The organism is Sulfurimonas hongkongensis (assembly GCF_000445475.1).
Taxonomy (GTDB): Bacteria; Campylobacterota; Campylobacteria; order Campylobacterales; family Sulfurimonadaceae; genus Sulfurimonas; species Sulfurimonas hongkongensis.
Genome location: NZ_AUPZ01000003.1, coordinates 18,234 through 42,002 on the forward strand (window position 1 = coordinate 18,234; position 23,769 = coordinate 42,002).

At 35.7% G+C, this 23,769-nt stretch carries 24 protein-coding genes; 3 read left to right on the forward strand and 21 right to left on the reverse strand.

Translation table 11 applies throughout. The features are described from left to right. Positions 1-296 precede the first annotated feature (296 nt). The 4 genes from flgE to fliK all read right to left on the reverse strand — a co-directional run bounded on the left by flgE (position 297) and on the right by fliK (position 6,616). Positions 297-2,411, reverse strand: a complete 2,115-nt coding sequence (flgE, locus tag M947_RS14480) for a flagellar hook protein FlgE (protein WP_021286764.1) — start codon at positions 2,409-2,411, stop codon at positions 297-299. 395 nt (positions 2,412-2,806) lie between these two features. Continuing rightward, entirely contained in the window at positions 2,807-4,066 is a 1,260-nt protein-coding gene (locus tag M947_RS14490) for a flagellar hook protein FlgE (protein WP_021286766.1), read from the reverse strand. Between the two features lie 5 nt (positions 4,067-4,071). Then, a complete protein-coding gene (locus M947_RS14495) occupies positions 4,072-4,767 on the reverse strand; it encodes a flagellar hook capping FlgD N-terminal domain-containing protein (protein WP_021286767.1) in 696 nt (231 codons plus the stop codon). A 427-nt stretch (positions 4,768-5,194) separates the two neighbouring features. Next, positions 5,195-6,616 carry a flagellar hook-length control protein FliK gene (gene fliK, locus M947_RS14500; protein ID WP_021286768.1) on the reverse strand — a complete coding sequence of 474 codons (1,422 nt, stop codon included), beginning with the start codon at positions 6,614-6,616 and terminating at the stop codon, positions 5,195-5,197. Between the two features lie 95 nt (positions 6,617-6,711). On the opposite strand from fliK, the gene M947_RS14505 reads away from it, so the two are divergent. Continuing rightward, positions 6,712-6,975 (forward strand): hypothetical protein, encoded by a 264-nt coding sequence (locus tag M947_RS14505; RefSeq protein WP_021286769.1) that lies wholly within the window; start codon positions 6,712-6,714, stop codon positions 6,973-6,975. Here the strand turns inward: M947_RS14505 and M947_RS14510 are convergent. The 5 genes from M947_RS14510 to M947_RS23750 all read right to left on the reverse strand — a co-directional run bounded on the left by M947_RS14510 (position 6,954) and on the right by M947_RS23750 (position 10,572). Then, entirely contained in the window at positions 6,954-7,364 is a 411-nt protein-coding gene (locus M947_RS14510) for a hypothetical protein (RefSeq protein WP_021286770.1), read from the reverse strand. The genes M947_RS14505 and M947_RS14510 overlap by 22 nt on opposite strands. Positions 7,365-7,428: 64 nt before the next feature. After that, positions 7,429-8,406, reverse strand: coding sequence for an argininosuccinate synthase domain-containing protein (locus tag M947_RS14515; protein WP_021286771.1), 978 nt, complete (start codon positions 8,404-8,406; stop codon positions 7,429-7,431). Positions 8,407-8,450: 44 nt separating this feature from the next. Next, positions 8,451-10,109: a DNA primase gene (dnaG, locus tag M947_RS14520; protein WP_021286772.1), complete on the reverse strand. Its 1,659-nt coding sequence runs from the start codon at positions 10,107-10,109 to the stop codon at positions 8,451-8,453. Positions 10,110-10,133: 24 nt separating this feature from the next. After that, the gene (locus tag M947_RS23475; RefSeq protein ID WP_021286773.1) at positions 10,134-10,280 is read right to left on the reverse strand and encodes a hypothetical protein; all 147 of its coding nucleotides are present in this window, start codon (positions 10,278-10,280) and stop codon (positions 10,134-10,136) included. A gap of 160 nt (positions 10,281-10,440) precedes the next feature. Beyond that, positions 10,441-10,572, reverse strand: coding sequence for a hypothetical protein (locus M947_RS23750; protein WP_021286774.1), 132 nt, complete (start codon positions 10,570-10,572; stop codon positions 10,441-10,443). 229 nt (positions 10,573-10,801) lie between these two features. On the opposite strand from M947_RS23750, the gene rpsU reads away from it, so the two are divergent. Further along, positions 10,802-11,014 (forward strand): 30S ribosomal protein S21, encoded by a 213-nt coding sequence (gene rpsU / locus M947_RS14525; RefSeq protein ID WP_021286775.1) that lies wholly within the window; start codon positions 10,802-10,804, stop codon positions 11,012-11,014. Between the two features lie 256 nt (positions 11,015-11,270). On the opposite strand, the gene M947_RS14530 is transcribed toward rpsU, so the two are convergent. The 11 genes from M947_RS14530 to M947_RS14580 form a co-directional block, all read right to left on the reverse strand. Then, on the reverse strand, positions 11,271-12,368 hold the full coding sequence (locus M947_RS14530) for a deoxyguanosinetriphosphate triphosphohydrolase family protein (RefSeq protein ID WP_021286776.1): 1,098 nt from the start codon (positions 12,366-12,368) through the stop codon (positions 11,271-11,273). Further along, positions 12,368-12,934, reverse strand: a complete 567-nt coding sequence (locus M947_RS14535) for a PhnA domain-containing protein (protein WP_021286777.1) — start codon at positions 12,932-12,934, stop codon at positions 12,368-12,370. The genes M947_RS14530 and M947_RS14535 overlap by 1 nt, the downstream gene beginning before the upstream one ends. A gap of 47 nt (positions 12,935-12,981) precedes the next feature. Beyond that, entirely contained in the window at positions 12,982-14,145 is a 1,164-nt protein-coding gene (locus tag M947_RS14540; RefSeq protein WP_021286778.1) for a GGDEF domain-containing protein, read from the reverse strand. 2 nt (positions 14,146-14,147) lie between these two features. Next, positions 14,148-14,366 (reverse strand): hypothetical protein, encoded by a 219-nt coding sequence (locus M947_RS14545; protein WP_021286779.1) that lies wholly within the window; start codon positions 14,364-14,366, stop codon positions 14,148-14,150. A 2-nt stretch (positions 14,367-14,368) separates the two neighbouring features. Next, positions 14,369-15,196 carry an FAD-dependent thymidylate synthase gene (locus M947_RS14550; RefSeq protein ID WP_021286780.1) on the reverse strand — a complete coding sequence of 276 codons (828 nt, stop codon included), beginning with the start codon at positions 15,194-15,196 and terminating at the stop codon, positions 14,369-14,371. A gap of 67 nt (positions 15,197-15,263) precedes the next feature. Next, the gene (locus M947_RS14555; protein ID WP_031347832.1) at positions 15,264-17,048 is read right to left on the reverse strand and encodes a cation:proton antiporter domain-containing protein; all 1,785 of its coding nucleotides are present in this window, start codon (positions 17,046-17,048) and stop codon (positions 15,264-15,266) included. Positions 17,049-17,103: 55 nt separating this feature from the next. Then, on the reverse strand, positions 17,104-17,742 hold the full coding sequence (locus M947_RS14560; RefSeq protein WP_021286783.1) for a protein-L-isoaspartate(D-aspartate) O-methyltransferase: 639 nt from the start codon (positions 17,740-17,742) through the stop codon (positions 17,104-17,106). A 1-nt stretch (position 17,743) separates the two neighbouring features. Continuing rightward, positions 17,744-18,490 carry a carbon-nitrogen hydrolase family protein gene (locus tag M947_RS14565; RefSeq protein WP_021286784.1) on the reverse strand — a complete coding sequence of 249 codons (747 nt, stop codon included), beginning with the start codon at positions 18,488-18,490 and terminating at the stop codon, positions 17,744-17,746. A gap of 26 nt (positions 18,491-18,516) precedes the next feature. Then, a complete protein-coding gene (locus M947_RS14570; protein ID WP_021286785.1) occupies positions 18,517-18,963 on the reverse strand; it encodes a DsrE family protein in 447 nt (148 codons plus the stop codon). Continuing rightward, positions 18,963-19,493, reverse strand: coding sequence for a carboxymuconolactone decarboxylase family protein (locus tag M947_RS14575; RefSeq protein WP_021286786.1), 531 nt, complete (start codon positions 19,491-19,493; stop codon positions 18,963-18,965). Before M947_RS14575 ends, M947_RS14570 begins: the two co-directional genes overlap by 1 nt. Before the next feature lie 38 nt (positions 19,494-19,531). Next, positions 19,532-20,554: a ribonucleotide-diphosphate reductase subunit beta gene (locus M947_RS14580; RefSeq protein ID WP_021286787.1), complete on the reverse strand. Its 1,023-nt coding sequence runs from the start codon at positions 20,552-20,554 to the stop codon at positions 19,532-19,534. A gap of 422 nt (positions 20,555-20,976) precedes the next feature. Between M947_RS14580 and M947_RS14585 the strand changes: the two genes are divergently transcribed. Further along, positions 20,977-21,834, forward strand: a complete 858-nt coding sequence (locus M947_RS14585) for a bifunctional methionine sulfoxide reductase B/A protein (protein WP_040765883.1) — start codon at positions 20,977-20,979, stop codon at positions 21,832-21,834. A gap of 67 nt (positions 21,835-21,901) precedes the next feature. On the opposite strand, the gene typA is transcribed toward M947_RS14585, so the two are convergent. Next, positions 21,902-23,710 carry a translational GTPase TypA gene (gene typA, locus M947_RS14590; RefSeq protein ID WP_021286789.1) on the reverse strand — a complete coding sequence of 603 codons (1,809 nt, stop codon included), beginning with the start codon at positions 23,708-23,710 and terminating at the stop codon, positions 21,902-21,904. Positions 23,711-23,769 lie beyond the last annotated feature (59 nt).

Here is a 23,769-nt window from a genome sequence, read left to right on the forward strand (position 1 = left end):
AACTTTTTAAAGAACACAACTTACTCTTTGATACTATGTTAACTTAACTATACTTAGCGAAGTGTTATTATTGTTTTTTAGATTGTAATATTTAATTGGGTGCTCTGAACAATTATTAAGGTAGATCCTGAATCAAGTTCAGGATGACGGTTTGTTTGTTCAGGGTGACGGTTTGTTTGTTCAGGGTGACGCGTGTCCCGTCATTCCGTGCTTGACACGGAATCTAGTTTATAAATTAATCAGAGGGTTCAATTTATTAAAGACGAGGTAGCAAAGAATTGAAGCAGGATTAAAACTTATTGTTTTAATCCTATAAGAGTTTGTAGAAGTTGGTCAGAGGTTGTGATGGTTTTACCATTTGCTTGGAACCCTCTTTGTATGATAATAAGCTGGGTTAGGGCACGTGAGAGGTCAACATTTGACGCTTCAAGTGCGGCTGCTTGGATAAACCCACGCCCAGCAGTTGCGGCAGTTCCGATAATAGGATCACCAGAGTTTGCAGTTTGAATGAAAATATTTCCACCCTCAGTTGACAAACCCTCGTTGTTTGTAAACTTCGCCATACCAATTTGAGCAAGACCAAAAGAACGACCATTTGAAAATGATCCAACTAAAGTACCACTCTGATCGATTCTGATACCGACTAAATCTCCACCCGTATAACCATCTTGACTTATCCCTGATGTAGCAGATCTACTATCAAAACTCGTCATTCCATCAAAAGCATTTGCAGTACCAAAACTAAGGTTTATCTGCTGATCTGGAGCTGAACCATTGTTACCACTAAAAGAGATATTTGGTGGATTGTAAGTAGCCAATGAACCATCATTGTTAAAACGGACAGAGCCCCTTTTTTCATCAAGAGGTGCTGTTGTATCTATAGTCGCTGGAGGCGGAACAGTTACAAGCATATCCCAGGTACTTCCTGTTGATGTATCAAGCTCTGTTTTTCTAAACTCCATTCTAAGAGTATGTTTAGAGCCTAATGAGTCAAAAACATCTATGGAGCTTGAGTGTGTAGCTACATTAAAACTTTGTGAGTATGCTGTTCCACCACTCGCTTGTGGTAGTACTGAGTTTAGTGCTTCCATATTTCTAGTAAATCGAGTGTTTTCAGTAACTACAGTACCCGTTCTTTTATCTGTATATGCTGTAATTTTAAGATTCATATCATAATCATCTACACCACTATTTGGATTTTGGATTTCAAACTTTCCTTGCTCATTTACTGCAACAGTTATGCCATTTGTTGCACCACCTTGATTTCTAGCTTCATCTTCAAGCCATTTTCTCAAATCTGCCGTAGTAGTAAAGGTTTTATCCCCACCAAGTGTGTTAGCTGCAGAGGTTTTATTGTACTGATATCTATGTGCTGTTACACTAGAAGCAGTTGCTATTCCAGAACCGGTATTTACTACAAAGTCAATATTGTGAGATGCTGAGGCATCAGCATTTGTATTTGTTAAAGTAATAACTTGAGCTGCATCAACAGAAGCTGTTACACCAGTGGTAGAACTCTTAGCATTGATAGCAGCTACATAGTTGTTAGCTGTCTCAGCTGGCGTTGCTCCAGCAGCTGCTGTTACATTTACAGTATTACCTGCAATGCCAAGCTCTGGATCAACATTAAAATCCATATCTAAAGCGGTATTTGCAACAACTGCACCCGCAACTACTTCTGAGTTTCTAAATGATGCCCATACTCCTTGATTTTCTTGAATAGAAAAAGCTTCGCCAACTTCATTAAACATTACACCTATATTACCAGCCTCTATTGCATTTCCATTTGCATCAACTGCTGCTGGTTGAATATTTGTACTACCTGACTTTACCTCATAAGCTGGAGACATACTCTCAACTATAGGTCCTGAGTTAAGATTTGCTTTTACTACCACTTCTTGTGAAGCAAAGGCTGGAGTTGTAAGTCCTGGTGGTATATTTATATCTGTAATAGGTGCAGTTGAGTCAACTTTACCAGTTACAGGATCTCTAAGCCATCCTTGAGTTATAAAACCGTTGTTATCAACAAAGTTTCCAGCAGCATCAAACTTAAAGTCACCTGCACGAGTATACTTATAAGTGTTACCACCATCTGGAGAAACTATATAAAAACCATCCCCTTGAATAGCGACATCGGTGTTTTTATCAGAGTTTTGAACTGAACCTTGTGAGAAGATTCGTGTCATAGAGCTTACAGTAGAACCAAGTCCAACTTGAACAGGATTTTTACCACCGAGTTGTCCTTGAGGTGCTGTAGCTATAGCTTTTGTTTGAGCCAACAGATCTGAAAAGTTTGCACGAGAATATTTAAAACCTACTGTGTTTACATTTGCGATATTGTTTGACTCAACATCCATTGCAACTTGGTGTGATTGTAGTCCTGATACACCTGAAAATAGTGATTTTAACATCTTATGTCCTTTAATTTATTTCATAAATTTAAGGGAACCTAATCCCATTTTATTTGTCACGCCAAAGGGAGTAATCCCTTTGGCTACGCTAACGCTGAGTTTCCTTCGGCAGGAGGCCCTCGGCACTTGTGCCTCTTTGTTGCATTTCATAAATTTAAGGGAGGTTAATCCCATTTTATTTATTATGCCAAAGGGAGTAATCCCTTTGGCTACGCTAACGCTGAGTTTCCTTCGGCAGGAGGCCCTCGGCACTTGTGCCTCTTTGTTGCATTTCATAAATTTAAGGGAGGTTAATCCCATTTTATTTATTATGCCAAAGGGAGTAATCCCTTTAGATATTTTGTTTTTTGCACTTAAAAATAAGTAGCATTTAGTGTTCCAACTCTTTAGATATTTTATGCATCCATTTGCAGAGCTTTTTGCATCATCTGATCTGCTGTAGTTATAGACTTAGAGTTTGCGTCGTATGATCTTTGAAGTATAATAAGATCTGTAAGCGCTGCATCCATCCTAACATTTGAATTCTCTAAGTTAAAGTTTACAACATCTGTACCTATAATATTTTCTCCATCTGCATCTGTATAAAAAAGTGCCTCTCCGCTATTGTCGCTCTTTGTAAAGTTTGCCCCACCAGCTCTTTGAAGTCCTTGTTCATTCGCAAAGTGATAGACTGCGATTTTGCCTACACTACTTTGCATACCATTTGTAAAAGTAGCAATAACTTCAGCATTTTTATTGATACTATAACCTTTTAGATCTCCGCCTATTGTTCCATCAGAGACACTAGATGCGCTTGGTGGAATATTGCTAATAGCTACAACACCATCAAAACCACTTCCCATATCTATGGCTACTTCTGCACCGTTGTTGTCTATAGTAGTTAAGGTAGTTGAGATAAGTCCGCCACTCGCATCAAATTCAGCACTTCCTGTTTGCGTATCATAAATAGTTTCGCCATCAAGTGATTGCGTAGTAGCTACTACTTCCCACTGACTGCCAGGTAAAACTTGTGGTTCTATTTTTGAAAAAGATAGTTGTAGGTGGTTTTTATTGTTTTGTGGATCAACTACACCTGCACCTATGGTTTGAACTGCATCATCAGTTCCTATGTTTCCGATAAATTTTGCCTCAGTGGTCGGCTCTGGCGGATATGTAAGGGTTTTTGGAAAACGCAACTTCTCTTGAGAACCAATATCTCCTAGTTTTACTTCCCCTAAAATATCTGTTAGTTCATTGTTAGCACCTATGTTTTTTCCCATAGTTCCTAAAACATAGTGCCCATCTTTTGTAACAAGGTCATTGTCTACATCAAAAGTAAAATCTCCAGCTCTTGTATACATAGTCTCATCACTTCCAGATATACCAAACCATCCATTTCCAACTATGGCTAAGTCTGTAGATCTATCTGAGAGCAAGATGCTCCCTTGTGTCTTATCCATGGCAGATGTACCTAAAGTTACACCATAGCCTGTAGTGTCATTAGTCGGTTTCGCAGATGTAGAGTTCAGTGTCTCTTCAAAGATAGAAGAGAACTCTGGTCTATAGCCACGAAAACCTATAGTTGAGATATTTGCAATATTGTCAGATACTATATCTATGGCAGTTTGGTTAGTTTTTAAACCAGATATACCTGTATAAAAAGCTTGAGTCATCATGATATTTAATAAACCTCTTTAATGCTGTCAAGTGAGACATAGTTTGAACCTACTTTTACAAGTGCTTTTCCTTCCTCAAATCTAACTGCTTCTATAGGATAAGTCCCAAGTCTTGTAGCTTGTGTCTCTCCTGCTTCATTTTTATAGCTAGCAGTTACATAGTAGATACCACTATCTGCACTACTGCCATCACTAAGTACTCCATCCCAGTCAAATTGATATACACCTGCTTCTTTTTTATCTAAAGTGTTTCCATTTTCATCTTCCATATCAATACCTATTGTACTAACAACGTTACCTTCGCTATCTAAGATCTCTAAGGTTCCATCTTTTATATCTTGTGGAAAATAGACTTCAAAAGAGCTCTCTGAGCCTTTATCGTGTTGTATAGCATTGCTTCCTAAGTCAGCTGTTTTACCAATAGCTGCAATCGTTGAGAAATCTTGTGATGCAGCCATAGAAAGAGCTAGGTCTGAGAGTGCTTTATTAGTGTTCTCAGATGCCTCAAGAGTAGCTAGTTGAGAAGTTTGAGATAAAATCTTCTCACTATCCATAGGCTCTGTTGGATCTTGATGTTGAAGCTCCACCAAGAGAAGCTTCATAAAGTCATCTTTGCCTAAGACAGTTTTATCTTTTACTGCCTCTGTTGTATCTACTCTGCCATGAGTTGCCAGGTTTTCACCTACTGAATTGATAGCCATAATATACTCCTTAATTTTATTTCATAAAATGAAGGGGGGCCTTCATCTTATTTGTCCGTAAAAGGAACAAGTCCCTTTTACTTCGCTTAGGCCGCTGTGGCCACTGAAGCTAGCCTTTTTACAAAAGGCAGAGTTTATTTGTCCGTAAAAGGAACAAGTCCCTTTTACTTCGCTTAGGCCGCTGTGGCCACTGAAGCTAGCCTTTTTACAAAAGGCAGAGTTTATTTGTCCGTAAAAGGAACAAGTCCCTTTTACTTCGCTTAGGCCGCTGTGGCCACTGAAGCTAGCCTTTTTACAAAAGGCAGAGTTTATTTGTCCGTAAAAGGAACAAGTCCCTTTTACTTCGCTTAGGCCGCTGTGGCCACTGAAGCTAGCCTTTTTACAAAAGGCAGAGTTTATTTGTCCATAAAAGGAACAAGTCCCTTACTTATGCGTAGTTTGGAACTATAATCTCTAAAGAGCTTAAAATCTCTTCATTCTTATCTTCGTTTTCAAAATAAGCATACTCTTCATTAGCTCTTTTTTCATTTTGGCGATTTTGTTGCTGGTTTGCAGCTTGTTGTTCGCCTCCAGAAGAGTTATTAAAGTTTAATGAAGCATTATTTATTCCATTATTGTTTAACTGTGCTCTTAACTCATTTGCATTCATTGAGAGTGTGTTGATTGCAGTATTGTTTGAGCTGATATTTACATGTAGATTTTTACCTCTTTGGATTATCGTCAAGTCAACTTCTCCAAGTTTTTGCGGATTTAGTTGAAGCTTTACTCTTGTAAATGGAGACTTATAGTCCTCTATAGCCGTCTTTACATCTTGAGATAGGTACTTTATCATCTGCTTTGCTTCGTTTAGTTTTACTTCTAAACTATCAGACTTTAGCGATAATCCATCTAGTTTTGAGTTAGTTTGTCCATCGTTAGCTGATGATTCGCCATGCAAAAGCTTCTCTAAGTTTTTAGTTACATCTGTCGTTGCTGTTGGAGCAAGAACTCTAGCCGTAGCTACAGAAAAATCTGCTGTTAATTTTGCAGAGTCTTTAGATTTTTCACCTCGTAATAATAACTTTAGTGTCTCATCTGCTTTTTCTTTTGGTGTTTTTTGCTCTATTTTAAATTGTTTAGCCACTACTATTTGCTCCGTAGTAAGCTCCTTTGCTTCAAGAGATTTAAACAGGGGTGTTTTTTTTGCTATGTCGTTAGTAGGCTTTATATTTAGTTTTTTATCTTCTACTGCATTTTGCTCTTGGACCTTTTGCTCACCGCTCGAAGCAGAAGTGTTTTGTGCTGTTGCCTTGTTTAGCGGAGTCTTTGTTTTAAGTAAGCCATCACTCTTAGCATCTTTTGCAATTGGTTTAGCTCTTACTTCTTCTAAACTTAACTTAGAGACATCAATACCAAAGTTTTTTGCCATAGTGGCTAAACCCCTTAGTGTCTTTGGTAACTCTTTTGTTTGTGACTTTTTATATTCATCACTTTGTAAGATTTTAGACTTTAAGTACTCTTTCGCATCCGAGATTAAGCTTTTTAACTCTTTAGCACTCATGCCTTGAGTGAGTTTTGGATTTAACTCTAGGGCATCTTTTTGCTCACCTGCAAGCTTTATCGGCTTTTCATTATCTTTAGCTTTTTCACCTTTTAAAAGCGAGAGAAGTGACTCTTTTTTAGAGCTTGTTTTTGAAATAGTATTTGATGCTTTTTCGTCTTCTAGCGAGAGAACAATTGCACCATTTGCTGGTTTATCTTTTGTTACAACACCTTTTAAGAGCTGTGAAAAAGATAGATTAGACTCTTTATCTGGAGCTCCAAGAGGAGATGACGCCTTAGCATCACTTTTTGCACTTACAACAATCATCTTTTACTCCTTGGCAATTTTTAGTTATCTAGCATTAATTATTCCAAATAGATATATTGATTTAAAAGATATATGGTTTTGTCGATGTTAGGTTTATGAAAAATATACTTTTTTTAATCATGCCAGCTCTTCTTTTCTCACAAAGCCCATTTGATACTCCTAAAAATAGGCAATTTAATTTTTTGGCTTTTGAGAAGAAGCAGAGTATAGAGACGCAGGAAGCTGCAAAAAACCCTAAGATAAAGTGTAGATTGGTTTGTGATAAGAAGATTTATAAAGAGCAAAAAATATCAGAGGCTATAGAATTTTACAAAAACTCCAAGATCTATAAGTTTGATTACTCAAGTATGTCTAAGTAGTCTATATTTTTTTTACAAAAGTGTTTAACACTATTTTGCAAAACCGCCACAAGTTCATCAGCATTTTCTCCATCAACAGGATAGCTAATCAAAAAAGAGTTTAAAAAAACTCCATATTTTTCATCTAGTTGTTTTTTCACTATCTCTGCACCATATTTATCTGTATATGGAAGAACAAAAAAGTAGTCTTTTTTATAGTTTGCTATAGTATCAGATGTTCTAAGTGTATTTGATAGTGTGTCTGAAATATTAACTTTTTGAACTTTAGAAAAGTCACAATAGAGTATAGTAAAACTCTCTGCCCTGTTTTCATCTAACCTGTCGGCTATACCGATATTTAAGCGAAGCAGTTGTTTAAAGTCTGCAAATTGAAAGTGAATACCAGCCATAATAAACTCCTAAATAGACTCAAAACTTCTTATATATTTTAATTTCTTTATAGTATAGCCAAATCTACAAAATTGTAAAAGCTTCTATATCTTGTCTTGAGCTGTATGGCGAGCTTTTCAACTCTTCTTTATCAAAAAGGAGTCTATAAGTAGCCCCTTCATCCGCCTTAGTATATGTCAAGATTACTTTTGCAGCTAACTCCTTATCACTATCACTTGCATTTTTACTCAGTAGTGAGTGAGGTCCGGGAATCCCAAGAGTTCTTATGTGATAAAATTTATCGTTATCTATCTCTTGTAAGTAAGCATTTTCTTCTTTGTTTCTTCCCACAACAAGCTTCGCACCATCTGGTAAGCGAAGGTGTCTTCCAAACTTCATTACTGGGATATCTTTTACCTCAAACTTATCATACTTTATAAAGTCTCGCATCTTCTTTCCAAAGTTCTCATCTGTAAGTAAACAACCTCCACCCGGGCTTTCAAAGTCAGCAAGCCCTATCTCACTTGCAAGTTGGAGTTGTCTATCACGACTTCTCCCACTGATGGACTCAAGCCTTTCTCTATCTACCCAACCACTCTTCTCAGCAATAGTTGGTTCTAATAATTTTGCAGACATTGGACGCAAAAGAAGTCCATCACAGTTACTCTCATTTAAAACAGTTTGAAGAGCATCTCTGTTTTGGCTCATTGGACGTTGACCTAAAACTTCTCCGCTTATCAAAAAGCTAGCACCCTCAACTTCCATGATTCTTTTTGCAACTGCAAACATCTTTGCATGGCAGTCGATGCAAGGGTTGAAGTTTTTTCCATAACCATGTTTTGGATCAAAGAGCACATCTTGCAAAAATTCACTCTGTATATCTATAACCATAAGTTCAGCACCAACTTGATCACACATACTTTGCATATGCTCTTGTCTATCTTTTGTACTTCCAAAACCTGTAGAGATATTTAGAGCTAAAACTTCTATCCCTTGGTCTAAGATAAGTTTCATCGCTAGTGTTGAGTCAAGTCCACCGCTAAAGAGTGCTATTGCTTTCATTTGCTACCTTTTGCTTTTTATAATTTTACCATTATAATAACTTTTTATGATTTAAAAGCGACTAATTCGCCTTTTTTGAGCTTTGCAATTTTATCACGGATTTTGCGAATATTAAAAGCTTTTTTCTCAAAAGGTATTGAGCTTTGATTGTTTATAGTTCTTAATTCTCTTTCATAATACTTACTTAAGAAAGCTATAAGTTCATTTTTTAGGGCATCTTCATCTTTTAGAGCTTGTATCTTGTCATCAACTATTATCGCCATCAAAGCTGGTTCATCAACTCTTCCTTGAAGTGCTAAGACAAACTCTCTTGAGTGAAACTGCAAAAGTGAAGCATCAAGCACATCTAGGATTTGATCTATAAACTCTGGATGCTCTAAAATGGTTTTGATAAGTGTTAGTTCCCACATATCTTTATGAGTGTTTTTTTGCATAAGGGGGGAGTTGTTTTGATTCGTATCTTGTGAGAACTTAAGCAGAGATGGGCTAACACCCAAACCGCCTAGTCTTGATGCAAGAAAAGTTTTATACTCCTCTTGGAGGATTGGTGAGAGTGTTTTTAAGTAAGCCACTCCCTCTTGCATACACTCCTCCTTAGCTTTTGGATCTCTTAAATCATAAAGCGATAACAACTCTTCTAGAACAAACTCTATAAAAGGCTTTGGCTTTCTTATCATAGTAGCTAACTCATCTATGGCACCTTTTTGCACCATATCCGCAGGGTCCTCTCCATCACTAAAAATAATAACTCCGCCTCTAAAACCACCAACACTAAGAAGCTTTGATGCCTTTAGTGCAGCGGCTCGACCTGCACTGTCTCCATCGTAAGCCATCACAACTCTTGGTTCACCCTTTCTTAAAAGTGGTAGATGTTGTGGAGTTAGTGCAGTTCCAAGAGTTGCAACTGCATTTGTAAATCCAGCTTGATGGAGCATTATAACATCTAGGTAACCCTCTGTTATAATTATCTCTTTTGTTTTATATAGTGTTTGTTTGGCGTGATGATAAGCATAGAGCAGACGAGACTTGTTGTAGTAGGCTGTCTCTGGAGAGTTTACATACTTTGCTTGATGCCCAGTTATGGTTCTTCCACCAAAACCTACGATAGAGCCATTTGCAGAGTGGATTGGAAAGGTTATTCTCTCTATAAACCTAGCAAAACTTCTACCACCATCATAACCCACAACCCCCATATCTATAGCCTCACTAAGTAAAAATCCTTGTGAGTTTATGTAGTTTAGTGTAGAGTTAGAATCAGGTGCATAGCCTATGCCAAACTTCTCGATACTACTCTCATAGATGCCTCGCTCTTTTATATACTCTAGTGCTTCTTGCTTTGTAGTTAGAAGATTTTGGTACCACTCATTTAGTTTATCCATAACTTGTGAGCGAGGTTTGTTATGTTTGTTATCTGTGTGTGTTAGTGTGAAGTTATAACTATCTGCTAGTTTTTCTAATGCTTCTGGGTAGTTTAGTTTTTCATACTCCATAACAAACTTGATGCTATCGCCACCAGCTCCACATCCAAAACAGTGATATATCCCCTTTGCTGGGCTTACAACAAAAGAGGGAGAATTTTCATCATGAAAAGGGCAAGGTGCTTTGAAATTTGCACCTGCTTTTTTTAGCTCAATATATGAACCAACCACATCAACAATATCAAGTCTGGATTTTAGTGTATCTATGGAGTCTTGTGTAATCATAAAGAGATTATATCAAGTATAAGTTTACTTTTTTGGTATAAATTTTCCACAGCCTTTTTTTTCTGTACCTTTAAAGGTTTTAAAATTTTTAGAACCCTTTAACCACGCCTCATGACGAGCACATTTTGAACTATCTATACATTTTTTGTTATCACAAGCTTTATCGCTCATTTTGATTTCCTGTAGTTTATTATACGATTTATATGCAAAATTTTATCATATTATTTATTTATATATTTTATACTTTGAAGTTATTTTTATTGTTTGAGAAGAGTTTTATATTAAACAGATTCAAAAGAATCTGTTTAACTGGAGGAAGAATAAGATCAGATTAGTAAATATCTGTACTTGGGTGGTTAGGTTTACTTATTGGCTCTTTAGTATCTACTGTATCGTAGTGTACTATGTTGTCTGCTTGAAGAGCACCTAATGTTAACGCTATAAGTAAAATGAACTTTTTCATTTTGTATCCTTTGTTAAGAGCGCATTACGCTCTAGTATTTTTAAATCAGACAAAGTTTATCCTATTTAGAGATAACAGGCATTGACTTATATCAAGAAAGGGCTAAAAAGTTCAATAAATTACTCAAAATACAGTTTTTAGTGATTTTTATGTCTTAAAAATCTAGTTTAGATAAAGATTATGGTATACTCCAAATCTCGAAAATTTAAAAGAAAGTAGGTGATGTGATATGCCAGGTATCGTACTACGCAGTGATGATAACTTTGATGCAGCTTACCGCCGTTTCAAGAAGCAGACTGACCGTAACTTAATCGTTACAGAAGCTCGTGCTCGCCGTTTCCATGAAACTGAAACAGAAAAGCGTAAGAAGTTCAAAATTGCATCTCGTAAGAAAATGCTTAAGCGTCTTTATATGATGAGACGCTACGAATCACGCCTCTAGCAAGCTAAAGCCCTTCGGGGCTTTACTTATCTTCTTCAAGCACTCCAAAATTCTGCTTCTATCCCATCTATAACCACTCATCAAAAAATTTGCTAAATAACTTCATATGCCTATCTTTATACTATTTATCTAAATAAATGTATCTTTGATTAAACATTTATGATACAACATTGCTTAATCAAATATACAAAAGAGATAGTATGCTAGAAAAATTATTTAAAAAATCCTATCAAATATTTATTTTTTACGCTTCTACTTATAGTTTTCCATACATCTCATTATATAGACTAAGAGCGCGTCTGTCACTCATATGTGCGATATAATCAGCCACAACCCTATGTTTTTGTTTTTTATCTAGTAACTCATAAAAAAACTTTGGTAACATCTTCTCTTCTTGCATTAGAGCCCCATAGAGTCCCCTGATGGCTTGTTTGCCTGCAAACATCTTTATAACAATATCTTGATGTTGATAGAGTTTGTTAAAGAGAAGTTTTTTGAGTTTTTTTATCTTTGTCTCTAACTCTGGAGCAAAACCTACTGGAATCTCATCTTTTGAGCTAATAGTTGCACTCATTACTTCACTACTCTTTATCTTACCTTTTGAATACTCTAATAAAGAGTAGATCAGATGGTTTATAAGATGCGAGCTAAAACGATAACGAAACATCTCATCCTCATCTTCTAAGATTCCCTCAGATTTCACTTTTTGAAGTATCTCTACTATAAGCTTACTCTCTCTTAAGTCATCAAAATCTATAAGCCCGGAGTTAATCCCATCATCTATATCATGGCTCATATAGGCAATCTCATCGGCACGGTCAACTATCATAGCCTCTATAGAGGGATGAGTTTCTAGGTTAAACTTCTCATCAATCCACTCTGGCAAAAAGTTTTTTTTATAAGGATATGAGTGTTTTAAGATTCCCTCTAAGGTTGCAAAAGTAAGATTTAACCCATCAAAGCCTTTATAGCGTTTCTCTAAAGATGAGACTACTCTAAAACTTTGAAAGTTATGTTCAAACCCATTTTTAAAGCCATCTTTTCTCAAACACTCATCCAAAGTATCACCCCCGATGTGTCCAAAAGGAGTATGCCCTAAGTCATGAGCTAGAGCAATGGCTTCTGCTAAAGACTCGTTTAGCCCAAAATGTGAAGTAATAGAGCGAGCGATTTGCGAGACTTCTATGGAGTGAGTTAGGCGTGTGCGAAAAAAATCTCCCTCTTGGTTTAAAAAGACTTGAGTCTTATACTCTAACTTTCTAAAACTCCCAGAGTGGATGATTCTATCTCTATCTCTTGCGTAAGGATTTCTAAAATCCTTATCTATCTTATAAAATCGCTCGTTGGCTTGCATTAAGATTTTTTCAAAAATTTTGTTAGTATTTGAATCTTTACACCATTTACACGACCCTCTATAAGCTCGCTATTGTTGTGAACAAGTGCTATGTTTCTAACTGCTGTTCCTCTTTTTGCAGTAAAAGTAGTACCTTTTACATCTAAATCTTTTGTGATTACAACAGTATCTCCAGTTTGTAAAACTACACCATTTGCATCTTTATGCACAGGTACATCATCCGCCAAACTAACATCTGTCAAACCTGCATCAGCATAAGCTTTTAACGCATCGTCCATATAGATCATATCTATTAAGTCTTGGCGACCTAGTGCAGTTAGGAGTCTATAAGAGACCGCTTGAACTACTGGTATCTCACTCCACATGCTATCGTTTAAACAGTTTAAGTGTGTCTCATCTAAAAGATTTGTATCTTGGATTTGTGGTGCACATTTGCTACAAACATAGATAGCTGTGTTTGCACTGGCATCTGATGGTGCGATTTCTAAAACGCTCAAGCCCTCGCTACTTCCACACAACTCACAAACTCCGCCGCTTCTTTTTTGTAACTCTTCTTCTATACTCATTTTCTTGCCTTTTTAAATTAATATTGCAATTATAGCCCAAATATCTTTTAACCTTTAATAACTTGGTTTCTTCCCGCTTTTTTAGCCTTATAGAGCGCATTATCTGCTCTTTTCATAACCGCAAAAGGGTCTTTGTCTTTTTGTGAGTTTTGAGTAACTCCAGCTGAAATATTTATATATATCTTTTTGACACTCTTTCTATTTCTCACACTAAAAGGAGTAGTTGCTATCTGCTGTCTTAAATTATCCACATGAACAAGAGACTCACTTGTCTCCTTTGATGGAAAAAGTATCACAAACTCTTCTCCACCATATCTGTAAGCTTTTCCTCCGCCACTAACCTCTCTAAACTTAGATGCGACCATCTTTAAAACTTCATCACCAGTGTCGTGTCCATAAGTATCGTTAAACTTTTTGAAAAAATCTATATCGCACATCGCCAAAGAGTACTTTCTTCCAAGCTTTGCCATATCTTCAATCATAGCCCTACGACCTGGTAAAGATGTAAGCTCATCATAAAAAGCAAGTCTATAAGACTCGCGAATCAAAAGCACAAAAATTATAGTAGTAAATGCTAAAAAAGCCACCTCAGTTGCATTTGGAGTCTTTAAAAAATAAAGTCCCCCATAAAAAGTCAAAAGAAGAATAAAAAAAGAAGTAGCGTACATCAGATATCTGCCAAACAAGACCAAAGCGAGCATTACAAACAAAACAAAGATGCCAATGGCAATACTAAGGTCTTTTAGTGGGTAAAAGTTTGCAGTAAAGAGTTTTATACTTAAGTAGGTCTCTATGCTCTCTTTTGGATAGTAGAGCAGATAAAACACTAGAGATATCTCTAGCAAAACAAAAACAATTTTTAAGATACCCCAAAAAGAGAATAGTCCCCTCTCTTTAAAAATCAAAAAAAACATTAGATGCAGAGGGTAAAGCATAGATGCATACATAAACAGAAGTGTTGCTTTTTTGGCATCAAAGTATTCAAATCCTAGATAAATCAAGATAAGGGGAATGATTACAAATATAAATCTGTTACGATTAAAGTGCCACGAAACCCAGATAACTAGGAGACTAAACCCATAAAAAAGATAAACAACTATATCAAAAAGAATCTCAGGCATCTTTTGTGCATTGTAGAGAATAACTGCAAAAACAGAGGCTATAAAGAGCGGTATTAGTAAGTTTAAAGAGATAGCTTTGATCTGGTTCACGGCTACTCTTTGTTAAACTCTACTATATCTTCTTTACTTTGCACTTTATTGCGTTTTGTGTTATCAAAGGCTTTTTGTGCCTCTTGTTCATCGTAGTTTCTACACTCTTGGGGCATAATGCTGTTTGGGTCTTTTGCTATTTGATCACACATGCTTGCATTAAACTTCATGTTTGAGCATCCACTAAAAATAAGTGCCATTAAAATTAAATATTTATGCATTTTTACTTCTTTTTTACTATAAGATTTAGATATTTTGTAGGTGTTGCTCTCATCATCTCTTGTGCTAACCAACGAATCTGAAAAAAAGCTGCACCGCTATCTCTAAGAGTGAAGTAGTTTTTTAGACTTCTAAGATTAAAAGTCACTACCATATCTACTTTTACATTGTCAGTGATGATATGTTTAAAAGCATCACCAACATTTCGCTTCTTTTTACCACTCTCTAACGCTTTAAACATAGCTTCTTGGTCATCTTTGAACTCTTCTAAAAACCCCAAAGAACTTTTTGCTATGGCTATCTCAAAAAAGTTTGACACTTTTGTTTGTTGATATGATAATTTATCAAACATAGCTGAGATTTCAAGTCTATTATAACTCTCATCACTAGTTACAAACATATCAAAAGTTAAAATCTTCGCTATAAAAAACTCTCTATCTCCGCTAGATGCCACAAAAGCGTTGATGATAGAGCTCATAGTATAGCGAGTGCTTCTAACACTTATGGCTTGGATGCGATGACGAGCGTGTTCTTGCAAAACCCCTCTTGAGGTCCCACGAACTAAAAAACTAAGATTTGCATGCTCTAAAATGCTATGATGAAAATATGTCCAAGCTAAATCATCAAGAAGACTTGAGTCCTCTATATCATTTATCTCTTTGCACATAAGAGCATCTGGCATAGCATCTTCGATAAACTTTACAGCCCCATTTTCACTATTTGAAAAAGAGTCATAACAAGTCCTTGCAGCAGTCTCAGCCACTCCAATGCCAGTCTCTTGAAGTAAAACAACCTCTGGTTTTGAGTATTTGATGCCGTACATATTTTCCATAGTCTTTTACCCTAAGTTAAGTTGGTGTTATTTTACAATAATTAACTTTTAAATAGTTAAGAGCCTTTTAAACCTCGATTTCTATTGCATGGATGCCGCTTTGTTCAGAGCGAGATAGCGCCTCATTAAGTTTTTCTATAATTGTTTCTGTAGTATCAGTCTCATCTGCTTGAGTTACACCAAAGTTATACTCTAGAGCTATGTGAATCATCTCTGTAGATGCAAACTCTTTAGAGATCTTTTCTGCAAGTGTTACAGCCTCTCCTAGGGAGGTATTTAAAGTGACTATAACGTACTCATCATCTGTTAACTTTCCAAAATAATCAGTTGTGCGTATCTGCTCTTTTATAACTCTTCCAACAGCACTAAGCACTTCTTGATTTAAAGCTTTTTCTTTTGTTGAAAGCTTTAAAATCAAAAGAGATAAATCAAGATTATAACGACTAGCTCGTGCTAGTTCATCTGTTATAATGTCTTCTATAAAAGCTCTACTGTAGGCTTGTGTACTTGCATCTTTTTTAAGTGCTTCTATAACATTTTTTGTATATTGCTTTATGTTGTTCTTAGAACTTTGCTTATCTACTTGCATATCTTGTGCATAAGCTTTTTTATTAAAATATATATGAAGCATCAACAAAAAAGTATATAAAAATGTGCTTATTAAGACATTACCTATAACGATGGCTTCAAACATATCCTTGTATATAAAATTATCTGGGATAGAGTGTGCCATAATTATCGCCAAAGCACCTTTAGTTCCCGAGAGTGTTAATGTTTTTGCCCACCTAAACGGAAGCCTCATTACCAAAACCAAAGATGAGACGCTTATAAACCGAATAACTGTAGTAAGTGCAAATACAATCAAAATCTCTTTATAATATTTAAATAAAATATCTAATTCAATAATATTAGCAATAATTACAAAGACAATAGCATTGGCAAATATACCTATAAATATTGCTTCTTTTTTATACTCTCTAAACTCTCTTTTAGTTATTGCAGGCACGCTCTTTATAAGCTCCATAACTGACTCTTTATCTTTTACATCACCTATTTTGGTGCGACGAAATGTTTCACCTTTTATCTCTTTTTGTACAAGATACTTAAATGTTAAAGCAGATACTACTATAGAGAGTATCCCAGCTATGTGAAAATGTTCAGCTACTAAAAAAGAGATATTAACAACGAGATAAATTATAATAAACTGGTCAAAAGGATTTTTTAAAATCTTTATAGACAAAAAACCAATATACGCTACACCAAAGCCAATAATGGTAGATAAGATTAAGACTTTAAATAAAGTAAGATTTATAGATAAAAGACTTAGCTCATCTCCTGATATAAGAGGTAGGGCAATAAAATAAAAAATGATAAGTGCTGTAACATCATTAAAAAGTGATTCTGACTCTGCATATATTTTTAATCTCTCTGGCAGTCTAAACTTTGACATGATAGAGACTACTGTTATAGCATCTGTAGCCATTAACATCGTAAAGAGTGCTATTAACATCCCTACTGTAAAGCTATATTGGGCGAGTATATAGGGAGTCACATATGTAGCAATAGCGATAGATACAACAACTGCAACAACAGCAAGATAAAATATCTCTTTGGCATGGTTTTTTAACTCTTTGATGGAGATATTTAAAATATCTGGGAGTAAAATCATGGGCAACATTAAGTATAAAATTTCATTAAACTCTTTAGAACTTATCTCAAAGAGTTCAGGAAAAAATATTGAAATTGCAAATGAGTACACTATGACTGATAGTGTTGATGGAACCTTGGTTATCTCTTGGGTTATGCGAGATAACAAGATTATCAATAGTAAAAATATAACAAGCATTAACATAGAACTATTTTAGCACAATAGAGATTAGAATTTTTGTTTTTAGTCATTTAAAGACTTACTTTTGAACTCCATCAAGCACAGGTACAAAGTCACATATTTCGAGCTCTTTTGCTTGAATGGATGTGCCATTTTTTTTATAACTTGTTATGATTTGTTTGTTAGCTACTTCCATCGGAGCTATTAAAATTCCACCATCAGCTAACTGGTCAAAGAGTTTTTGAGGAATTTTTTTTGTAGATGCAGAAAAAAGAATCCTGTCAAATGGAGCGTATTGCGTCCAGCCGTTTTGTCCATCATCTAGTCTTGTATGAATATTGTTTATCTTTAGCTCTCTAAATCTTACTCTTGCTTCAAGCATCAAAGATTCTATGCGTTCTATCGTAAAGACACCTCGAAAGAGATGTGATAAAACTGCGGCTTGATAACCACTTCCACAGCCTATTTCTAAGACTCTATCTGCACCTTGTGGCTCTAAATATTGTGTCATTTTTGCAACTGTTAGCGGCGAGCTTATCCACTGAGCTGAACCCATTGGAAGTGCATCAAGTTTATAAGCGTTATGCTTAAAACCTACTGGAACAAACTTCTCTCTGTTAGTCTTTGCTATCGCTTCTTTTACCCTCACATCTAGTGGAAACTTTTGATGGCACTCATCTGCTAGTCTTGCTGTTTTTGTTGCTGTTATTCTGTCCAAGTTATTTTATTCCTACATCCATGTATCTTCTCATAACACTTATCTCTTTTTTGTTATATGTTAGCTCTAAGCAAGGCTTATTCCCGTTTCTCTCTACTTTACCATGAGGCGTAATAATTCCGCTCATTTTTGTACACTCTTCATTTAGAGAATCACTCGCCACTACAAAACACTGGTTTATAATAGCTAAAGCTTGTGTTAATACTTCAAAGTGTTCACTTCTTAAAACCCCCCACCAAGAAGGAACTACTATAACATCAGCGCCTTCGAGTTTTTGCCATAACTCTTTAAAGCGAAGTTCAAAACATATAAGAACACCTATCTTAATACCATCAACTTCTACTATCTCTATGGGTTTATCACTTCCCTCGCTCATATACTTATGCTCATCACCAAAACGAAATAGTCTCGCTTTTGCTCTCTCATAGACTACTTCACCATTATGAAAAATCTTAGCAAAATTAAAAATCTCACCATTACGCCTTTGCATCATAGTAAGTATTATTATTTTTTTATGCGAGGCTTTTTTTAGTGTTTTAGTTGCTATCTCTGCAAAGTCTAGGGCAACATCAAAATTATCATAGTCATAGCTTGTCAGACAAACCTCGGGGGCAACTATAAGAGAGTTTTTTGATGTACTGCCTATAAGACTTAAAAGCGTTTGGAGATTAGTCTTGTAGTCAGTGGTAACTGTATCAAAAAGGAGTGAGCAGAGCTTATACTCACTCTTGTTATTTGTGTGGTTCAAAATAGCATTCTCAAAAAGTCTCCGCCTTACTTAAACGTCATAAGAGCATAGCCCTTATTTTGATAGCCTATCGTATCTATAAAGCTGTTAGGCGTGATGTGAACAAACTTAAGTACGTCTTGTTTGTCTATAGCATTTGAAGCCAGACTCATGGCACATGCAATAACCTTAACGCCTCTTTTTTGGGCTAACTCTCTAAGATAATCTTGTGCCTGTTTTGTGCTTGCTACATCACTCTCATCAACTATAAAGTCATAGTTTTTTGAAACCATAGGCACACATGAGCCATGAAGAGTGATGACAAAGTTCGCTTTGTCTCCGCTCTCTTCTATCATGCTCATGGTCTTACCAATGAGCCACATACGAGTTTTTATGTAGTTAGCATCTCCTGAACTACAATCAAATACAGCTTTATACTCACCCGCATGAAGAGTGCCAAACAACATAAAAATTGCTAAAAATAAGTACTTCATTATTGACCCAACCCAAAAACATTTGAAAGAGTGTTTATGTAGTTAAAGTAACCCGTAATTGCCACGGCTTCGATTATCTGTACATCACTATAACCCATGTCTTTTAACACATCTATCTCTTCTTTTAATACCTTATAACTGTCTTTTCTAGAAGCTCTAATACAAAAATTTAAAAGTTCTTTTTCGGCATCACTCGTATCAATTGCATCTACACCATTAAGAACCTCTTCTATTCTTTGTTCTGAGAGTCCTAGCATCCTAGCTATACCCTTATGTACATCAACACACATCTTACAGCCATTTTCTACCGAAATCAGAAGTGCTATGGACTCTTTTATATCATAAGATAAATGTGTCTCATCTAAAAGATACTTTTGAATCATTGTATCAGTTGCAAAATATACTTTCTCATCAATCGCTAAAAGTTTAAATATCTCGCCAAGTTGTCCTGTTTTTTCAAGTATAGGCTTAGCTTTATCTTGAATTGCAGGAGTCATATCTTCAAACTCTGGTAAATTGATATGTGCCATTTTTTTTCCTTTATATCTTTTTATGTACTATGAAGTATTTAAAAATCGTCATCAAAATTAAGACTACCTTTTGAGTAGTTCGTTACAGTTCCCTCAAAAAAGTTAGTTTTTTGGTCATTAAACTTTGCAAAGTCATCTACCCATTTTATAGGGTTACTTACATTATAAAGTTTATCAAAACCTACAGATGCAAGTCTATCATCTGCTAAGAACTGGATATACTGCTCAACTATGTCGTTTGTTAGTCCTAAAATCTGACCTTGAGTTATGTATTTTCCCCAGTCACTCTCTAGTTTAACTGCTTCTTTGAACATCTCTATAACTTCTGCTTTTAGCTGAGGAGTAAAGAGATCTGCTCTCTCTTTTCTAAGAGTATTTATAAGGTTTTTAAAAAGAGCTAAGTGAGTCACTTCATCTCTTTGGATAAATCTTATCATCTGTGCACTTCCTAGCATCTTGCCTGAGCGCGCTAGTGTATAGATATATGTAAAACCACTATAAAAGTAGATGCCCTCTAAGATTTGGTTAGCAAAACACGCTTTTACAAAGTTGTGTTCAGTTGGATTTGCAGCGAGTTCAAGATAAACTTTTGCAATAGCGTCATTTTTACTCTTTAGCATCATATCACGACGCCATAGTTCATAAATCTCAGCAGAATTAGTTGAGATGCTATCAACCATAACCGCATAAGATTGTGAGTGAAGAGCCTCTTCAAAAGATTGGCGGACAAGTATAAGATTTATCTCTGGGGATGTAATATAAGGGTTAACATTGTCTATAAGATTGTTAGTTTGAAGTGAATCCATAAATATAAGTTGCGAGAGTGCTTTATCATAAGCTGTCTTTTCACTTTCTGTTAGATTTTTATAGTCATTTACATCGCGAGTCATATCTACTTCTTTTGGAAACCAAGTGTTGTTTAACATCACTTCCCAAAGATTATATGCCCACTGATATTTAATGTTGTTTAGCTCAAAAATACCCGTTGGATCTCCACCAAATACTCTTCTATCGTTTACATTTTCGTTCGAATCTGGATTATAAATATTTTTTCTTTTCATGTCATCCTACTTATTTTGAATAAAGTTTATGATTATACCATTTCAAGATTTTGTTTTGATAAATTTCAAAATTAGAAACTAAATAGAATCTTCAAACATATACAATAGCTTTTTTTCATATCAGAGTTTAATGTTAAGTTTTTATAATGAGAGCTGAAAATAGTCTTTAGATAAAAACATTTAGGAATCTAGGCCTTAATGTCTCAAAAAAATTCCAAGAGGTGCTAATGCTGAGGGCCTCCTATCACAAGGAAACCAAGCGCGCACAACGGAGTACCCTTGGGGTATTAGCGTAGTCAAAGGGACTTGTCCCTTTGGCGTGATAAATAAATAAAAAGGAGATGCGTATGAAGTTTTTTATATATTTCATACTGCTAATGTTAACCATGAATGCAATGAATTTAGAACCCTATCAAAAGAGAATAGAGCAACTTAGTGATGAAGAGAAAAGAGTGCTGATTCATAAAGGCACAGAAAGACCATTTAGCGGTAAATATACAAATGAAAAATCAAGTGGTACATACACTTGTAAGATTTGCGATACACCACTTTACAAATCAAATGATAAGTTTGACTCAAACTGTGGCTGGCCTAGTTTTGATGATGCCATAGAAGGTGCGGTAAAGAGAATTCCTGATGCTGATGGAAGGCGTGTTGAGATAGTTTGTGCAACTTGTGGTGCTCATCTTGGACATGTTTTTGAAGGCGAAGGTTTAACTCCTAAAAACACTAGACACTGTGTAAACTCAATCTCTATAAAACTAGATAAAACTCCTGATGCAAAAGATAGCAGTATGAGTTATGCTTACTTTGCAGGTGGATGTTTTTGGGGAGTAGAGTACTACTTAGAAAAACTCGATGGTGTAAAAGAGGTTCACTCTGGTTTTATGGGTGGACATGTTAAAAACCCTGGTTATTATGAAGTTGTAGCAGGAAATACAGGGCATCTAGAAGCTGTTGAAGTTGTTTATGATAAAAGTAAAATTTCATATGAACAAATTGCAAAAACCTTTTTTGAGATTCACGACCCAACTCAAGTAGATGGACAAGGTCCAGATATAGGTTCACAATATTTATCGGCTGTTTTTGTAAATAACGAAGATGAAAAAAACACCATACGCAAACTTATAGCTCAGTTAAAAGCAAATGGTTTTGATGTAGCAACAAAGATATTAAACAAACAAGAGTTTTACAAAGCAGATGAGTCTCATCAAAACTACTACAAGAAAAAGGGTTCACTTCCATATTGTCATGGTTATAAAAAAAGATTTAAAATGTAGTTGTGTTTTATACGAAGTTGGTGCTAAAGGTGACATTTGTGTCGCCTTTAGCTTATAGTTCTAGAGGCTATTTGGAACCTCTAGAGTGTCTTTTTCTTTCACTCTCAGTTAAGTACTTTTTACGGATACGAATGTTTTTAGGAGTTATCTCTAAAAGCTCATCATCTTCTATCCACTCTAGGGCACGCTCTAATGACATAATTCTAGGTGGAACAAGCTTAATAGCTTCATCTGCTCCAGAAGAACGGACATTTGACTGTGCCTTTCCTTTAATAGGATTTACTGATAAATCATTTGAACGAGAGTGTTCACCAATAATCATTCCCTCATAAACCTTTGTTTGAGGTCCTATAAAAAGAACCCCACGGTCTTGAATATTAAAGAGTGAAAAAGATAGTGTTTCGCCATTTTCCATAGAGACTAAAGCACCATAACTTCTTGATTCAACTCCTCCTGAAAATGGACGAAATTCTAAGAAAGAGTGGTTCATTACACCCTCGCCTTTTGTGTCTGTTAAAAACTGTCCACGAAAACCAATAAGTGCACGAGCTGGAATTTCAAACTCGATTCTTTGAAAACCTTGTCCCATCGGTAGCATTGATTTCATCTCAGCTTTTCTCTTTCCAAGTCTCTCTATAACTGAACCACTTAAATCTTCAGGCACATCAATAACTAGATGCTCAAATGGTTCACACTTAACACCCTCTATCTCTTTTACGATAACCTCAGGACGACTTACACCAAACTCATAATCTTCACGACGCATATTTTCAGCTAAAACTGTGATTTGTAATTCTCCACGACCTGAAACTTTAAACTTGCCCTCACCAACAACCTCTAACTTCATCGCAACATTAGTTTGCATCTCAGCTTCTAGACGGTCCTTTAATTTGTTAGATGTTACATGTTTTCCCTCTTGTCCCGCAAGTGGCGAATCATTTACAGAAAATACAACTGTTAGAGTTGGCTCTTCGATATGCATTGGATCTAGTGGCACTGGATTTGTAGGATCACAAACAGTATCACCGACATCTACTGTCTCTAGTCCTGCAAATGCAACAATATCTCCTGCTTCAGCTTGTTCTATCTCCATACGATTTAGTCCATGAAAACCTATGAGCTTAGAAATTTTCCCTTTTACAAGTGAACCATCAGCTTTAGCAAGCATAACTTGATCACCTTTGTTTATAATACCGTTAAATATACGAGAAATTCCTATCTTACCAACATAGTTATCATAATCAAGCGTAAACACTTGTGCTTGTGTATGGTTTTCTCTATCACCTTCTGGTTCTGGAACATGTTCTAAAATAGTTTCAAATACACATTGAAAGTCTCCGCCTTCTTGTTCAAGATCTAGTTTTGCTACGCCATCTCGAGCTGCTGCATATATAACTGGAAAATCTTGCTGTTCATCTGTTGCACCCATATCTGCAAAAAGATCAAACATCTCATCAACAACACGGTCTGGATCAGCTGATGGCTTATCAATCTTGTTAATGACTACGATAGGTTTTTTACCTAACGATAACATCTTTTTTACTACAAACTTTGTTTGTGGCATAACACCTTCGTAAGCATCAACTAAAACTAAAACACCATCAACCATCTTAAGAACACGTTCAACTTCTCCACCAAAATCAGCATGCCCCGGAGTATCTATAATATTAATCTTATAATCTTTATAACGAATAGCTGTGTTTTTTGAGAGAATAGTGATTCCTCTCTCTTTTTCTATATCGTTTGAATCCATAGCTCTAACATCATGATGTTCATGAGTTCCAAATGTTCCTGACTGCTCTAATAATCCATCAACAAGTGTAGTTTTACCATGGTCAACGTGTGCAATAACTGCAATATTTCTAATCTTTTGCATCAATTTTTCTCCATTGATATTTCCAAATTTTAGTATTAAAGAAGCAGTAGAGAACTCCT